This is a genomic window from Oceaniferula spumae (assembly GCF_042849255.1).
GTDB lineage: Bacteria > Verrucomicrobiota > Verrucomicrobiia > Verrucomicrobiales > Akkermansiaceae > Oceaniferula > Oceaniferula spumae.
Map to the genome: position 1 here is coordinate 2,409,563 of NZ_AP026866.1, position 15,786 is coordinate 2,425,348.

Here is a 15,786-nt window from a genome sequence, read left to right on the forward strand (position 1 = left end):
TATGAAGTTATTTAAGATCCGATGACATGCCCGGGGTTTGTGGAGTTTGGTAGACTCCGTCTTTGACGACGCAGGGGTGTACGAAGTGTTTTTGGAGGTGTGGGATTTGTTCTAACAGGAGCGCTTCGTGGTTCATGCCGATGTGGTTGAAGAGGACGAGGTGCTGGTGGATTTGGCCCATGTCGCCAACGTGTGGGACAACGGGGATGTTTCGCTGTTTTGCCATGAGGGAGATGGCGAGGAACTCTGAGACTCCAGCGACGCGGGCGGCGTCCACTTGGCAGAAGCTGTGGGCTTCGGCTTGGAAGTAGTTTTTGAAGATGATTCTGTTAGGGACGTGTTCTCCAGCGGCGACTTTAGTGTGGGGAGCGTAGGCTTTGGCTAAAGTGGCGTGGCCTAGGATGTCGTCTGGGTGGGTGGGTTCTTCGATCCAGTAGAGATTGTAGTCGCGTGAGCGTTCGCCATATTCGAGGGCGCGTGGCATGGTCCATTGCTGGTTAGCGTCGACCATCAGGGTGGCGGCGTCCCCCGCCCCTTCGCGGACGATTTCGGTGCGGCGGAGGTCGAAGTCCATGTCCGGGGAGCCGACTTTGAGCTTCATGGCGGTGAAGCCAGCGTCGACCGACTTCTTGACGTTCTCTTTGATTTGTTCATCGGAGTAATTAAACCAGCCGATGGAGGTATCATAGCCAGGGTAGCCCTTTTCCAAGATGCCCATGCGGGATTCACGGGTGGACTGGGCGTCTGTTAGGATGGCGAGTGCTTGTTCGCGGGTGAGCTCGTCCTCGAGGTATGAGAAATCGATGGTGTTGATGATTTCCTGTGGAGTGAGGTCGAGGAGAAGTTTCCAGAGTGGGACTCCGCGTGATTTTGCCCATAGGTCCCAGCATGCGTTGGTGACGGATGAGAGGGCGAGGTGGGCGAGACCTTTGTGGGGTCCGAGCCATCGGAATTGTTGTTCGTTGGAGATTTGGTTCTGGAAGGTGCCGAAATCGGCCATGATTTCCTCGATGTCGCGGCCTTCGAGGGAACGGGCGAGAAATTGTGCGCCTTGGCAGACAAGGTCATTCCCCTCACCTAGTGTGAAAGCGAGGCCTGAACCAGTGTGACCACCATCGTCCTCAAGCAAGGTGACAGCGTAGGAATACTCAGGATTTTTGTGGATGGCGTCTGAGCCGGCTGTATCGCCGATGTCGTATCGGGCGTCGCGCGTGTTAATTTTTGCTATCACTGATGTTAGGGAAAATTTCTCTGTGCACATTAGCATGCACCTGTCTTTAGAACATTGCGATTACAGCCAAATAGATGGCGGATTAGGAGAACAAAACTCCCCCCTAGCGAAAATCGGATGGCGCTTTGCCGACGGATTTTTTGAATGCCCGGAAAAAGGTGGTGTATTCGTTGAATCCCACGGTGTAAGCAATCTGCTCCAGTGTCAGGTTCGAGCGTTCGAGTAATTTTTTAGCGGCACGAATACGGGCGTCCAGAATCGTTGCAGCAAGTGGCGCGTGACCATGCTCTTTGAGGATTCTGTTTAATGAACGGACGCTGAGACCGCAGTGCTTCGCAACCGATTCCGCACTCAGCGTGGCATCGGCAAAGTTCGCGTTGATATTCTGAAATACGAGACCCAATGCCGGATGTTTTTTCTGCATTTTTCGAGCCAGCTGGTATCGATCGTGCAGCTGTAGTGGTGGCACCTCGATACAGGCCGGAGTAGTGTCTTGGGCTAAAATTTGCTGATGGAGTAACTGGGCGGCCAAGTATCCGGCATGGCGGTGGTTCACATCGATACTGGAGAAAATGACGGAGCCATTTTCGTAATAGAATGGATCATTATCCACGCCGAGAATGATGAGTTTGTCCTCCAAATTCGAATTTCCAGATTCTAACAAATTCAACAAAGCTCGAGCGGCTCGATCATTGACACAGAATACACCGGAGAGATTCCCCTGCTCTATTTTTTTCTGCAACCAGAGGGCTGCAGGTTCTAACGATTCTGAAGCGATACACTCAGCACTCAGCCCGCTCGTTTTCAAGTGGCTAAAAAAACCTTCCTGTCTGCGCTGCGAGTAATAGTGCTCTGGCACATTGGTGATATAGGTAAAGTCCTTGCAGCCCAGGCGGAGAAAATATTCAGCGGCCATCACGCCAACGGCATGTGAGTCTGCTCGGACACAGGAAATTTCCTCATGTTGAAAGACACTATTCACGCACAGTGAGGGAATGTTCAGCTCGCGCACACATTCGAGATGCCACGGCTGGTGGAAGTATCCGATCAGTGCATCCGGCTCAGATCCCAGAGCATCGTCCCATGAGAGAGATTGGTTTCCTCCGATGCTGATGATTTCGATCTCAGGATGCTCCCTTGCGTAGTCATGAATTCCTAGTTCGATGACAAAACGCTCTGCTGATGAGCGGCGCAGGGCGAGGGCTAATTTCATGGCAGAGTAGATGACAAAGTTATCGCTAAAAATAGGCAATATACGTGAGTTGCAGATTCAGACTATGTTGAGCTTAAACTTGAATCAAGCAGTGAGCAAGTATCGCAAGAGCCAGGGTGAAGCTGTGCATCGCTTTGAGGCCTCCGATTCATACTTCTTCAAGCGAGACTACGATGTCCGTGGGAAGAAACTCACGGTATGGCTCTGCGCGATCTACACGGCTCGTCGTAACAGCCTTGGTCACAGATGAATAGTTGGGTGAATGATTGATGTTGGTCTGGCTGGTAATCATTGGCTGAGTGTTCGCGAGCGATGCGACAAAATCTTCGTAATGTAAGATCTCGATCTGGTGTGGAGCTTTTTCCAACATCATATGTTGTATCTCTATGGAATCCGCGATGGATTGTGCGGCCGCTCCCACCTCAAAAAATCGCATCGTCCACGGATTAATCGGTAAGTAGGTGAACATACAGCTGACCAAGCAGTCGAGTGCCTTGCGCCTAACAATTTTAACCTGCGATCCGCGAAACAACGTCAACCATTGATCAAGCTGCCATTCCAGACCGGGGTTTTTATCGATCCAACGCCGAGAGTCTGCCAGCTCTGGAAGGAAGGCCAGCATCTGCTCTTTATAGTGAGCTCTGGCTGCTTCAATTTTTTCTTCACTCCATGAATTTGTGACTTTGTTTACTAGCCTGAGCTTGTCCAGCGTGCGTGCGAACGCACCGATTTCATCGGCCATACTACAGCCGAGAGCGTTTGCGAGATGAAGTGAACAAACGGAAGTTCCTGAACGAGGATGGCCTGTGACCAGCATGGGTGATTTATGACAAGGCTCCCGTTTTTCAAAAGGATCAGTGGCCGCGATTCGAGCGCGGGATTCCTTGAGCTTGCGCTGCATTAGCCGTTCGCCGCGCTGACGCACTGCAGGGGCTGGCATAGCTTGCGTTTTTGCAGCCAGCATTTCCTGCCAAGCTTCTGCATAGCGGCTTAAGCGCTCGAGTGCGTTCGCTTTGGTGAGCATGGCTCGATAAATGGTGCGTGGCTCCACAGCTGAGCCATTGTCCGAAAGAAGTTTATTGAGTGCGAACAGTGATTTTTCCGCGTCGCCCTGCTTCAGCGCGAGTATGCCTTGCATCAATCTAGCGCGTGAGTGTTTCTCAGCCAATTCATCGGCCATCGGAGAAGCGATTGCTGTTTCGCCAAGGCGTTCCAATACTTCTAGCAAAGCAATGCCCGTAGCAATATCTCCAGATGTAGTCCATAGCTCATGGAGCTGCTCACGGGCCACTTGATAGTCGCCCATTTTGAAATAACCCACCGCCACTTCAATGAGCAAATGGGGATCGTTAGATTTCGATTGTTTAAGACGAGACAGCACCCCACGTGACGCATCAAGCTCACCGAGCATGGTCAGCACGTTGGCGTAGTCGAGATGGATTCCTGGATTGCTCGGTTGCTGCTTGGCTAACGTTCGCAGGATGGCAGCTGCAGCATGAGGCTTCTCAGCCGCCACCAGCTTGCGGGCTTTGATCCACTGTTTGTCGGCTCCAGTCATGCTGCCAATAATGTGTGATGACTGGGTAGGGATTTCCAGACATTAAAAAACCGCGACCGAATGACTCGGTCGCGGTTGAGAGGTCAGATGACTTACTTACGGCGGCGCAGGATGAGTGCGAGGCCACCGATGCCGAGTAAAGCTGTGGATGATGGCTCAGGCACTGCATTCAGAACCAAATTATCAACTATGATGTGGTTTGAGGTAGTGCTTTGGTCAGCATATATTTCAAACGTGTAAGTTCCTGATGTGGTGATGGCAAAAGAAGCACTGGTGACAGGTTCTGAGGAACCATCTCGAGTGAGTAGCGTGCCAGCACCAAGAAGGTCGATGGTGACGGGACCTGTCAATCTCGCAAGCACCTCATTGGTGCCAGCATTGCCATCTAGAAACGCATCAAAGCTAAGCGTGACGATCTGACCGCTAGTAAGGCCGATGCCAGACTGAATAATGGAGTCCACGCCGTTATTTGTGGCTCCATCCAGACGATACGCATAGTCGCCAGAGGCAAATGCGGTAGTGGGCTCTCCGAGATCGGTGACGACCCATCCACGTCCTCCTGCACCTGCACCGACTACGCTGCGTGTCCAGCCTGTGGGCATTGTAGATCCAAAGTTGGGCGGGCCATAGTTGAGGTTGCCTATTTCAGTGGGGATATTGTAATTATGGCTACCAGTCAGGCCGGCTTCAAAATCTCCGTTGAGGAGCACGTTTGCAGCATTGAGTTGAGAGATACTGACTAGTATTCCACTGGCAAATAGGATGTTTTTCAGTTTCATTGTATGTGTGTGGTTAGACGGAGAGAATCAAGCCATCTTCTTTAACCGACAATATCTACAAACCACATTTATAACATTGCAATTTGGGACAAAGGCATTGCAATCAGAGCAAGATATCGCGTCTGAAATCTAAGATTTAAAAATACCTAACCTCAACATACTTAGCCTTTTTCCACGGTTCCGTAGGCGCGGTCGAGGTGGACGTAGCCACCGTCTGGGTAGATGATCTGGCCGGTGGTGTGGGCGGATTTGTCAGAGGCTAGGAAGGCGACTGCGTTTGCAATTTCGTGCGCAGTAGTCATGCGGTGTTCAAATGGGATGCGTGCGCAGGCTTCATCGATGAACTTCTGAGGGTCATCCAGAGTCTTGACCCAGTTCTCGTAGAGTGGGGTCATGACCTCGGCGGGGACCACGGTATTCACGCGGATGGAGTGTTTGGCCAAGTCCAGCGCCCATTCGCGAGTGAGGGAATTCATCGCGCCTTTCGAAGCCGCGTAACCAGAGGTGGCACCCTGGCCGGTGTCGGCTACTTTCGATGATATATTGATGATGAATCCTTTGGACTCGATCAGTGCGTCCAGCGCGTAGTGGGTGAGGGTGAAGACGTGGAAAATATTCTTTTGCAGAGAGGCCATGAAATCCTCGGGTTTCTGGCGTAGTGACACTCCGTCGTTGATGCCGGCATTGTGAACGATGCCGTCGATTTTGCCGAACTTCTCCAATGTTTCCTCGATGGCATTCTTGCATGCCTCTTCAGACGTCAGCTCCGCCTCGATCACGTGGCCACGACCGCATTGCTCGATCAACTCCCGACCCACATCCGGCGAGCGACCAACGATGACGGGGATGGCGCCCTCGGCTGCGAAGACCTCGGTGCAGCCTGCGCCAATGCCCTTGGCACCGCCGGTAATGATGACGACTTTATCAGTTAGATTGAGATCCATGGTGAATTGTTATGTTAGATAGGTTCGCCCGGCTCGGTCATGTGAATCTCGGGGCGAGGGCTGCGGAAAACGAGTCCGTAGATCGCGATGATCACAAAGCAGAGCACCGGCAGATAGAACGAGGCACGGGTGGCACTGAGGCCAAACATGTCACCGCTATCGATCATCATGCCCTGAAGTTTTGGCATGAAAGCACCACCAACGATGGCGAAGATGAGACCGGCCGAGCCGAGCTTGGCATCCTCACCCACACCCTCAAGTGCGATACCGTAGATGGTGGGGAACATCAGGGACATGCAGGCAGAGATCCCCATCAATGAGTAGAGACCGGGCATACCGCTGAGGTAGATGGCTCCGAGTGTGGTGGCGATGCCGCCCACGGAGAGCAGTGCGAGAAGCTTGCCTGGTGAGATGTATTTCAGGAAGAAGGTGCAGACGAAACGGAAGCCGAGGAAGAGAACCAAGGCTGCGATCTGGTGTTTGCCAGCGGTGGCGTTATCGATGCCGAGCTCATTTTCGCAGTAGTGGAAAATGTAGGTCCAGACCATGATCTGCACGCCGACGTAGAAAATCTGAGCCACCACGCCGCCGAGGTAGCGGGAGTTCGCGAAGAGACGTTTAGCGGTTGCGCCCAGATTGAGCGCCTCGCCTTTTTCATGCCGCTGTTCCGGAACTTTGTAGAACACAAAGATCAGGAATACCGCGAGCACGGTGATTCCGAGAATGGTGTAGCTGGTGGAGGCGATGCTGAGGTCATGCTGCTGCAGCTCGACAAATGATTTGCCATCGAAGGTGGCAATCTCACCATTCTGATAAGCCGTGATCGTCTGCTCGGTGAGCTTGGCCGGATCTTCAACGGTGGTATTTTCCAAGTAGTTGCGAACGTTGGGATCGTTGAGGTTTTCCTTAGGGGTATGTTTCAGGAATGGCAGAATGTAATGCTCCGTCTGGGAACTTTCTGCGGGTGAAAGCTCGGCCTGGATGCTGCCGACATCGTGTTTGAAAGCCGCCATGTCGAGACTGGGAAGCACCACGGCTGCGGCGACACCGGCACCCACCAGAGAACCGATCGGGTTAAACGCCTGCGCGAGATTGAGTCGGCGTGTCGCGGTCTTTTCCGATCCCATCGAGAGGATGAAAGGATTTGCGGTGGTCTCGAGGAAGGCGAGGCCGAAGGTGAGGATGTAGAAGGCAAAAATGAACAGCGTGAAGTTCACACTCTGCGCTGCAGGAATGGTGATCAAGGCACCCGCCGCAAAGAGCAGCAAGCCCACGAGAATCCCTGCCTTGTAGGAAAATTTCCTGATGAAAATGGCCGCAGGAATCGCCATGGTGGCGTAACCTCCGTAGAAGGCCATCTGCACCCATGCCGCTTTGTCGTTAGAGGTATTAAAGACGTCCTTGAAGACTTTGACAAAAGGATCGGTGAAGTTGTTCGCAAAGGCCCACAGTGGAAACAGGATTGTTACCAGAATAAATGGGATCAGGAATTTCTTAGGGACGACAGGTGATTTTTCCATGGTTCAGGTGGTTTTAGTGTTTGGGTGGAGATTCAAATTTGGCACCGCATTTCTCAGGAGGGCGGTTGGCCCAAATTTTGCCGGATGGATAGGTGTGATCATTCAGGAACTCAGCGTGGAACTCAAGTCCCCAACCGGGTGCCTTGGGGGTGACGTAGTGCCCGTCCTTAGTGGCGACCGGATGCTCCACGACTTCGGCGAGAAAATCGATGTATTCCACCAGCTGGGTTTCCGAGTGACCGCTGACTGCGATCTGGTCCCACATGCCGTAATGCTGGATCATGTTGCACAGTGCAATGCCGCCGCCGTGCGGGCAAACGGGGATGTCATACTTCGCCGCCATGAGGATATTGGCCATGACGTCATTGACGCCGGCCACCCTAACAGCATCGATCTGACAGTAGCCGATCGCCTTGGACTTCAGCAACTGCTTGAAGATCACTGGTGAGGCACCCTGCTCACCGCAGGCCATTTGGAAGGAGGCGTCTTTGAAGGTTTCCGAAAGTTCGACGTAGCCTAACACATCATCTCTGGCGATGGGTTCCTCGACCCATTTCAGATTGTAGGGAAGGTAATGTTGGATGTGCTCCTTGGCCTCGTCTACGCCCCAGTATTGGTTGGCATCCACCATCAGATCCTGATCTGGACCAATGGCATCACGAGTGAATTTGATACGAGCGACATCGTCCTCAAGGTTCTGACCGACCTTGAGCTTGAAGGTATCAAAGCCGGTCTTCTGCAGTTTGCGGATGGTCTCGATGATCTGATCGTTGGTCAGACCGAGCCAACCGGCGGTGCAGTAGGCCTTGGGGCCGATTTCTGACATCTCCTGCTCGCGTGCGGCTTTGTTTGCCTTGGCTTTGTTGAGGATTTCCAGCGCCTCTTCAGGAGTAAGGGCGTCTTTGATGTTCCGCCAGTCGATGCAGTGATCGACAATGAACTCCGGCTCGAGATCGACGAGTAGTTTCCAAAGAGGTTTGTTTTCCAGCTTCGCCCAGAGGTCCCACATGGCATTAAGAATGGCACCGCAGGCCATGCGGAAAACGCCATCATGCAGCCAGCGGAGCTGATGGTGATCGATGAGTCGCTTGTAGAGCTTGATCGGTGAAGCCGTGAAGTCCGCCAAGTCCGATCCAATCACCAGCTGAGTGAGATCTTCGATGCCGTGGCAAATCCAGTCGGTGCCGGCTCCGATGGTAAAGACAACGGAAACACCGCGGTGACCACTGTCCGTTTCCAGATGCAGCACAGCCGAGGAGTAGTCTGGCTCGGTGTGAAACGGATCTGATCCTAACAGATCATCCGATGTCGGCACGCGGAGATCGATGACATTGGCGGAAGTTATTTTCATTGTTCTTTGACAGCGGTTTGTTTCTGAGTTCCGAGGCCTTCGATACCGAGCTCGACGACATCGCCTGCCTTGAGGTAAACGGGAGGATCAAAGCCGAGACCAACACCCGCTGGGGTGCCGGTGGAGATCACGTCACCTGGCAGCAAGGTCATAAAGTCGGACAGATAGCTAACCACGTGCTGGATGTTGAAAATGAAGTCGGAGGTGTTGCTGTTCTGAATTTTCTCACCGTTCAAGCTGAGCCAGAGGTCTAGGTTGTTAGGGTCTTCGATTTCATCTTTGGTGGCGACGTATGGGCCGAAGGGGGCGAAGGTGTCGGCTGATTTTCCTTTCACCCACTGGCCGGCTTTTTCAATCTGCCACTCGCGTTCCGAGTAGTCATTGTGCACGGCGTATCCGGCAACGTAATCGAGCGCGTCCTCCTTGGAGACATACTTGGCTTTTTTGCCGATGACCACGGCGAGTTCCACTTCCCAGTCGGTTTTGTTAGAGTGACGTGGGATCACGATATCATCGTTTGGTCCGGCCCAGGCGGTGGTGGCTTTGAAAAAGACAACCGGTTCAGGTGGCGCATCCATGCCGGATTCGGCAGCGTGAGCGGCGTAATTCAGACCGATGCAGACGATCTTGGACGGGCGTGCAATGGCGGGTGCCAGAGTGACATTGGCAACGTTGACCAGAGGGAGCTTATTGCGTTTTTCAATGAGGAATGTATCCAGTCGGTTCAGTCCATCGTTTTCAAAAAACGATTCGTTCCAATCCTCTCCGAAAGAGGTGCAGTCGACAATGGTGTTCGGGTCTGAGAAGACGCCTGGGGTGATTTTTCCGTCTTGGTGGTATCTTGTTAGCTTCATTTTAAAGTTAGATTTGAGAAGTTGGATTTGAAAAGTGGATTAGGCGCGCTCACGGGCAGATTTGATGGATGTGGTGAAGATTGCGGTTAATTCTCCTGCTTCTGTTAGCAAGGGTTTTACTAGCTCATCTTTCATCATCTTTGTATCGATAATAATGCTTAGCCAGTATTGGCATTCATCGGCTTCCTCCAAGACAATACCTAGTTTGGCGATGAAATCTTTTTTGGATTTGCCACGTCGTGCCGCCCTATAGTTCGCAGCCACAGAGGTCCCTGCACGAAACAATTGATCAGCTACATGACGTTCACCAGCTGCATTGCCTAGATTCCCCACGAGTTTTATCACGCGCAATGAGAACTGATAAGTTCGCTCCTGTAAGTCACCGGATTCCACGAAGTTAAGTTAAATTGGAGAAGTTAAATTTGAAAGGTTGGTCTGGAGCAGTCACGGGAGGAATTGGTGAAAATGGTAGAAATGGAGCGTCTTCACTTTTCCAATTTCACTTTTCAAATCTCACCTAAGAAGCGTCACTCCTCCGTCGATATCGTAGGCAGAGCCAGTGATGAATCCTGCTTTGTCTGATGTTAGAAATGCGATGAGTTCGGCGATTTCGGATGGTTTGCCCATGCGACCGATCGGCTGGTATTCGCTGAGTTTGCTGAACATCTCGGCGCGTTCGTCTTCCGGATAGTTTTTCTCGAGGTAGCCATCGACGAAGGGCGTGTGGACGCGGGCCGGGCAGACGCAGTTACAACGGATGTTTTTATCGATGTAATCGCGAGCCACGGAGAGCGTCATGCTCAGGGCCGCACCCTTGGACATGGAGTAGGCGAAGCGATCTTGGATGCCTACCTTGGATGCGATGGACGCCAGATTGACTATCGATCCCCCACCGGAGGAAATCATTTTCGGAACGGCGTAGTGCAGGCAGTGGTAGATGCCTTTGACATTCACGCCGTAGATTTTATCGAGCTCCTCAGGTGAGCAGGTCTCGACATTGCCGACGGCGGCGATGCCAGCGTTGTTAACCAGAATGTGGACTTCGGAAATTTTCTCGAAGGCTTTTTCGACGGAGTCGGTACTGGAAACATCACAGCCGATGCACTCCGCGCTGCCTCCTGCGGCACGGATGGTTTCAACTGTTTTCTCACCAGCTTCGGTATCGAAGTCGAGAACGACGATATGGAGATCCTCTTCAGCTAGGCGTAATGCAACGGCCTGACCAATCCCTGATCCGGCTCCGGTAATAACGGCTGTTTTCATGAATGCCGCAGATCATGAACATGACTCGACTGACGCGCAATGGCCAATCAAGACATGTTCGTTGTAGATCTGGACATTGAGCGTTAGATTCCCTTCGTCTCGTACAGCCTTAGGTGGCGATTTTAGAGATCAGTGACCCAGACACATTTTGTTTTCCTGAGTTTGCAAAACTTGTGGTCGGCATCAAGATGCGTCATCACTATTGCCAAGACCTCTGCCATGAAAAACCGCATCATCACATTAGCCGCCATTTTCCTAAGCTCTCATGCCTCGATGGCCGACACCGATCTCAAGGACGAAGGCAGGGCGGTTTACAGCCAACGCACAACGGCGCACAGCTTCACCAATGCCGATGGCAAGTCTCTGAACTACCGGATTTTCCTGCCGGAGGGATACAGCAAGGAGAAGAAATACCCATTGGTGCTGGCACTGCACGGCGCGGGGTCCCGTGGCACCAAAAACGTCAAGCACATGCGCCCGTGGGTGGCCGGATGGAGCAGCCCGATCGTGCAAAAAGACAATCCCTGCATCATCCTGATGCCGCAGTGCCCGCCTAACAAACAGTGGGTGAACACACCTTGGCGGAACGGTTCTTACTCGATGGACAAGGTGGCGATCAGTGAGCCGATGTCGCTGGCCAAGGAGTTGTTCGACAAGGTGGTCAAAGAGCACTCCGTGGATGAAAGCCGCATTTATCTGATCGGATGTTCCATGGGTGGCTACGGCTGCTGGAATTTCATCATGCGCTGGCCGGAGCTAGTTGCTGCCGCAGTGCCGGTCTGTGGCGGAGGTGATCCGAGTCAGGCGGAGAAGCTTGTTTCCTTGCCCATCTGGACTTTCCACGGCGACAAAGACACGGTGGTGCCGATGAAAGCGACCACCGACATGGTGGACGCGATCAAAAAAGCCGGCGGCGAGCAGGTGAAACTGACGGTTTACCCGGGTGTCTCCCACAACTCCTACGCCTTCGCATGGAAGGACCCCGAGCTGATCAAGTGGGTGTTCTCTCAAAGGAAAAACCCGAAGTAGCACTTGCTGCCTGAGTTTTACAGCCCCTTCGCCTCGTCGAGCCTTGGGTGGCCGTTCTTGAGGTCGTCACGGGTGATTCCTTTGCCTTTGTTCATCTTGTCCAGCTCCTTGAAGGTCTCGGCCATGGCGTGGATGGCGGCGATGACGTCGGAGGTGTGGCCGGTCTCAGAAATGGTGTGCATGTTCCGGATTGGGAAACCGATGGAGGTGGCGGCGCTGTCGAAACCTGCCAGTGCGGCGGCCATGGCATCGGTGCCGGTGTCACGACCGGCGAAGTCCACTTGATATGGGATGTCGTTTTTCTGACAGACTTTTTCGATCACGCTGTTGACGAACTCGCTGGTGATGGAGCCGTTTGTTAGAGTGAACCCTTTACCCATGCTGAGTGAGTTCATACGGCGGGAGGCAATGCCTGGGGCGGCATCGTAGTCGTGGTTCACATCTGAGCCGATGAGGATGTCTGGCTTCAGTTCGCCGGCGATGGCGGTGGCACCAAAACGGCCGATTTCTTCGTGCGTGGCGATGGTGTAGAGGACGCGCAGGTTCTTGAGCGGTGACTTCGCGAGTATCTTGGCAATTTCTGCAACGACAAAGCAGCCGAGGCCGTTGTCGAGGTAGGCGCCGTAGAAGCTGTCGTCTGAGAAACCGCGTTTGATCGGGCGGTTAAGGATGATCGGGTCGCCGGGGCGGATGCCGAGGGCTTCGATTTTTTCCTTACAGTTGTCGCCGTGCATTTGTAGCTCGAGATACATCATTTCAGGCTTGAGGCCTTTGTCCCCGGTGCGTTGGGCTGGCTCGGAGAAATGGATCGCGCCGAGGGCTTCGATGGTACCGCCTTCGATAATGCGGTAGGTGCCTGGTTTCTTAGGCTCTTGGCTGAAGAGTTTGACTTCGTGACCGATGAGGGTGCAGGGCAGGAAGGAGTCGGTGTTGATCCAGATCTTGCCGTCCTTGTCGATGTTGCGGACCTGCATGCGGATCTTGTCGGCGTGGCCGATGATCATGACGGAGGTCATGTCGTCTTTGCCAGGGTGGGTGTCCACCACGATGCCGGCGTTGCCTTTGAACTGATGGATGCCCCAGGACTTGGGCATGAATTTTTCGAAGTATGGTTTCAGCACGCCGTAGGACATGGCGGCTTCGAGGCCGATCGGACTGGGAGCGGCGAGCACGTCGCGCATGAAGTCGAACTGGGCCTGGGGCATGGATTTTGCCCACGGATGCTTGGTGGATTTAGCAGACTTTTTCGCGGATTTCTTAGCTGGCATGCATGGGTGATACACTACGCTTTGGTGATGTCCAGATAGGAAACAGCGAACATCGACCTGTGTATCAAAGCATCAAACGCCCACTACTATCTTTAACCTCCACCACCGTGTTTGGGGGATCCCTCATGGTATTTCATACTGGACGCGCAATCACGTCTTCAATATACTAAGGGAAGTTTATGAAACGCATCTTCCCCTCCTTTCTATCGCTTCTAGCAATGACACACGTCGCATCTGCGGCCCTCACTGCTGTTTTCGAGTATGAATTTGATACTTCATACGACGCCTCCAATACAACCGTCACTGACCTCAGTCCAGCTGGCAATAATGCCACAGTTACAGGACAAAATGGTGGTGCGAATATTGCTGTATCCACTGACATCCCAGCGGGAGCCACCCGAGGATCCCACTCATTGGATTACTCGACAACCTTCGGTGTCATCACCACGAACGCAACGCAGCTTCTCAACAATACGGCCATCGTCAACAATGGCGGGTTCACAATATCGGTATCCTTCAGAGGCCTGTCTAACAATGTACGGAAAATAATCGATTATGCAGGAACGAACTACATTGCCGCCCGGAGCAACAACGGAGGAGAAGTCCTCATCAGCCTGGATAATGCCCCCATCATAACCCTCAACGCTTCCAGCGGCCTTGATGTCAGTGGATGGAATGACATCAATTACTCTTTCACAGTGACCGATGGAAGCGATCTGAATGCTGTCGTCGGTGACATCAGAGTCGATCTGAACGGGAGCGTAACAACGTTGGCTGGCCAGACCCTCACCAGCTTCGGCGATGGGCTGAACCGCCCGATTGGAATAGGCCGGCATCCTACAGCTAACGGGGAGCATTTCCGCGGTCAGATCTACGCACCGGCCGTCTATCTCAGTGTTGTGCCCGAGCCTAGCTCAAGCGCACTTTTCGCTCTGGGACTCAGCGGGTTTCTTTTCAAGCGCTGCAGACGCGCGTAACGCGCCATTGTTAAGATTCCAAACTGGCAGCAACTTTCCTCACCGCCTCTGGATAAAGCGTGTGCTCCTGCTCCTGAATTCGGGCGTGCAGGGTATCGGCGGTGTCATTCGGGATGACCGGGACTCTGGCTTGGAGAATGATCGGGCCGGTGTCCATGCCGGCATCGACGTAGTGCACGGTGCAGCCGGACTCGCGGGCTCCGTCATCGACCGCTTGTTTCCACGCCATCAGGCCTGGGTAGGCGGGTAGCAGGGACGGGTGGATGTTGAGTATTCTGTTAGGAAAGACATCGAGCATCGGTTGTTTCACCAAGCGCATGAATCCGGCGAGGCAGACGATCTCGACACCGGCGGCTTTGAGCTTTTCGGCGACTGCCGCCTGGGACTCGTCTGGGAAGCGGGTTTTGTAGCCTCCGCAATCGATCACTTCGGCGGGGATGCCGGCTTTTTGCGCACGTTCGAGAATGTAGGCGTCCGGATTATCAGATAGCACCAGCACGATCTCGGCATCGAGCGAGCCGTCTTGGATCGCATCGAGGATTGCCTGCATGTTAGAGCCGGAGCCGGAGCCGAGCACTCCGAGTTTGATCTTTCCATCGCCATTGGACATGCCCATTTCCTAGGCGGCTCCATCGATACGGGCAAATGAATTCTCCCATCTCTTGACTCTGAGCTCTCAATTCTTGATTCTCCCCTCCATGCAAGACCCAAGAATTTCCGAACTCGCCAAGCAACTCGTCCGCTACTCCACCAAGATCAAGAAGGGTGAAAAAGTCATGCTTCACCTCTCCGATGTGCCGGATGAGCTGGGCATCGCATTGATCCGTGAGGTGCGGGCGAAGAAGGGCATTCCGGTGCTGCGGGTTGAGCATGGGCGTTTGGGCCGTGAGATGTCGATGGGCGCTACTGACGAGCAGTATGGACTGGTGGCCAAGCATCAGCTCGCGGAGATGAAGGATATGGACGCCTACATCGCGATCCGCGGCTCGCATAACATCTGTGAAACCAGCGATGTGCCGTCGGCCAAAATGAAAACGGTGATGAAACACATGCGCAAGGTCATGAACCATCGGGTAGATCAAACCAAATGGTGTGTGTTGCGCTGGCCTCATCCGGCGATGGCGCAACAAGCGGGTATGAGCACGGAGGCATTCGAGGATTTCTACTTCGATGTTTGCTTGTTAGATTACAAAGCCATGCTCCCTGCGATGAACGCACTGAAGCGACTGATGGAAAAGACCGACCACGTGCATATCAAAAACAAAGGCACCGATCTCCAGTTTTCCATCAAGGACATTCCAGCCATCGTCTGCGGCGGCGAGTATAACATCCCCGACGGCGAAGTCTTCACCGCCCCTGTCAAAGACAGCGTCGAGGGCGTGATCACCCACAACGCGCCGACCGTTTATCAGGGAATCCCCTTCGACAACATCCGCCTCGAGTTCAAAAAGGGTAAGATCGTCAAAGCCGACGCCGGCTCACAGACCAAGGAACTCAACAAGATCCTCGATGCCGACCCGGGCGCGCGCTACATTGGCGAGTTCGCCCTCGGTTTTCACCCCGGTATCATGGAGCCGATGCGCGACATCCTTTTCGACGAAAAAATCGCTGGGTCGTTCCACTTCACTCCCGGCCAAGCCTACGAAGACGCCGACAACGGCAACCGCTCCCAAGTTCACTGGGACATGGTCACTATTCAGCGCAAAGACTACGGCGGTGGTGAGATTTACTTCGATGGCAAACTCATCCGCAAGGACGGCGTCTTCCTGCCCAAGTCTCTCCACGGACTAAATTTCTAA

Annotated in this window: 15 protein-coding genes; 3 read left to right on the plus strand and 12 right to left on the minus strand. The window is 53.4% G+C overall.

Annotated elements, in window-relative coordinates; all coding sequences use genetic code 11:
- Nucleotides 1–7 precede the first annotated feature (7 nt).
- The 10 genes from ACSPJT_RS09960 to ACSPJT_RS10005 form a co-directional block, all read right to left on the minus strand.
- Nucleotides 8–1,231 carry an enolase C-terminal domain-like protein gene (locus tag ACSPJT_RS09960; protein WP_435892395.1) on the minus strand — a complete coding sequence of 408 codons (1,224 nt, stop codon included), beginning with the start codon at nt 1,229–1,231 and terminating at the stop codon, nt 8–10.
- A gap of 103 nt (nt 1,232–1,334) precedes the next feature.
- Nucleotides 1,335–2,444, minus strand: a complete 1,110-nt coding sequence (locus tag ACSPJT_RS09965; RefSeq protein ID WP_435892396.1) for an AraC family transcriptional regulator — start codon at nt 2,442–2,444, stop codon at nt 1,335–1,337.
- 148 nt (nt 2,445–2,592) lie between these two features.
- Complete coding sequence (locus ACSPJT_RS09970; protein WP_435892397.1) at nt 2,593–4,002, minus strand: tetratricopeptide repeat protein; 1,410 nt, start codon at nt 4,000–4,002, stop codon at nt 2,593–2,595.
- 92 nt (nt 4,003–4,094) lie between these two features.
- Nucleotides 4,095–4,781 carry a PEP-CTERM sorting domain-containing protein gene (locus ACSPJT_RS09975; protein ID WP_435892398.1) on the minus strand — a complete coding sequence of 229 codons (687 nt, stop codon included), beginning with the start codon at nt 4,779–4,781 and terminating at the stop codon, nt 4,095–4,097.
- Between the two features lie 161 nt (nt 4,782–4,942).
- Nucleotides 4,943–5,725: an SDR family oxidoreductase gene (locus ACSPJT_RS09980; RefSeq protein WP_435892399.1), complete on the minus strand. Its 783-nt coding sequence runs from the start codon at nt 5,723–5,725 to the stop codon at nt 4,943–4,945.
- A 14-nt stretch (nt 5,726–5,739) separates the two neighbouring features.
- Nucleotides 5,740–7,245 (minus strand): MFS transporter, encoded by a 1,506-nt coding sequence (locus ACSPJT_RS09985; RefSeq protein ID WP_435892400.1) that lies wholly within the window; start codon nt 7,243–7,245, stop codon nt 5,740–5,742.
- 13 nt (nt 7,246–7,258) lie between these two features.
- Entirely contained in the window at nt 7,259–8,596 is a 1,338-nt protein-coding gene (locus ACSPJT_RS09990) for an enolase C-terminal domain-like protein (protein WP_435892401.1), read from the minus strand.
- Nucleotides 8,593–9,450 (minus strand): fumarylacetoacetate hydrolase family protein, encoded by an 858-nt coding sequence (locus tag ACSPJT_RS09995; RefSeq protein ID WP_435892402.1) that lies wholly within the window; start codon nt 9,448–9,450, stop codon nt 8,593–8,595. The genes ACSPJT_RS09990 and ACSPJT_RS09995 overlap by 4 nt, the downstream gene beginning before the upstream one ends.
- Nucleotides 9,451–9,489: 39 nt before the next feature.
- On the minus strand, nt 9,490–9,843 hold the full coding sequence (locus ACSPJT_RS10000) for a four helix bundle protein (RefSeq protein ID WP_435892403.1): 354 nt from the start codon (nt 9,841–9,843) through the stop codon (nt 9,490–9,492).
- Nucleotides 9,844–9,963: 120 nt separating this feature from the next.
- Nucleotides 9,964–10,713: an SDR family NAD(P)-dependent oxidoreductase gene (locus tag ACSPJT_RS10005; RefSeq protein ID WP_435892404.1), complete on the minus strand. Its 750-nt coding sequence runs from the start codon at nt 10,711–10,713 to the stop codon at nt 9,964–9,966.
- 219 nt (nt 10,714–10,932) lie between these two features.
- Here ACSPJT_RS10005 and ACSPJT_RS10010 point away from each other — a divergent pair, with 219 nt between their 5' ends.
- Nucleotides 10,933–11,742, plus strand: a complete 810-nt coding sequence (locus tag ACSPJT_RS10010; RefSeq protein WP_435892405.1) for a dienelactone hydrolase family protein — start codon at nt 10,933–10,935, stop codon at nt 11,740–11,742.
- Nucleotides 11,743–11,759: 17 nt separating this feature from the next.
- Here the strand turns inward: ACSPJT_RS10010 and ACSPJT_RS10015 are convergent, their stop codons facing one another.
- The gene (locus ACSPJT_RS10015) at nt 11,760–12,947 is read right to left on the minus strand and encodes a peptidase M42 (RefSeq protein ID WP_435896196.1); all 1,188 of its coding nucleotides are present in this window, start codon (nt 12,945–12,947) and stop codon (nt 11,760–11,762) included.
- Between the two features lie 242 nt (nt 12,948–13,189).
- Between ACSPJT_RS10015 and ACSPJT_RS10020 the strand changes: the two genes are divergently transcribed.
- On the plus strand, nt 13,190–13,987 hold the full coding sequence (locus ACSPJT_RS10020; RefSeq protein WP_435892406.1) for a PEP-CTERM sorting domain-containing protein: 798 nt from the start codon (nt 13,190–13,192) through the stop codon (nt 13,985–13,987).
- Between the two features lie 10 nt (nt 13,988–13,997).
- Here ACSPJT_RS10020 and purN read toward each other — a convergent pair whose 3' ends face one another.
- Nucleotides 13,998–14,597, minus strand: coding sequence for a phosphoribosylglycinamide formyltransferase (purN, locus tag ACSPJT_RS10025; protein WP_435892407.1), 600 nt, complete (start codon nt 14,595–14,597; stop codon nt 13,998–14,000).
- Between the two features lie 88 nt (nt 14,598–14,685).
- Between purN and ACSPJT_RS10030 the strand changes: the two genes are divergently transcribed.
- Nucleotides 14,686–15,786, plus strand: coding sequence for an aminopeptidase (locus tag ACSPJT_RS10030; protein ID WP_435892408.1), 1,101 nt, complete (start codon nt 14,686–14,688; stop codon nt 15,784–15,786).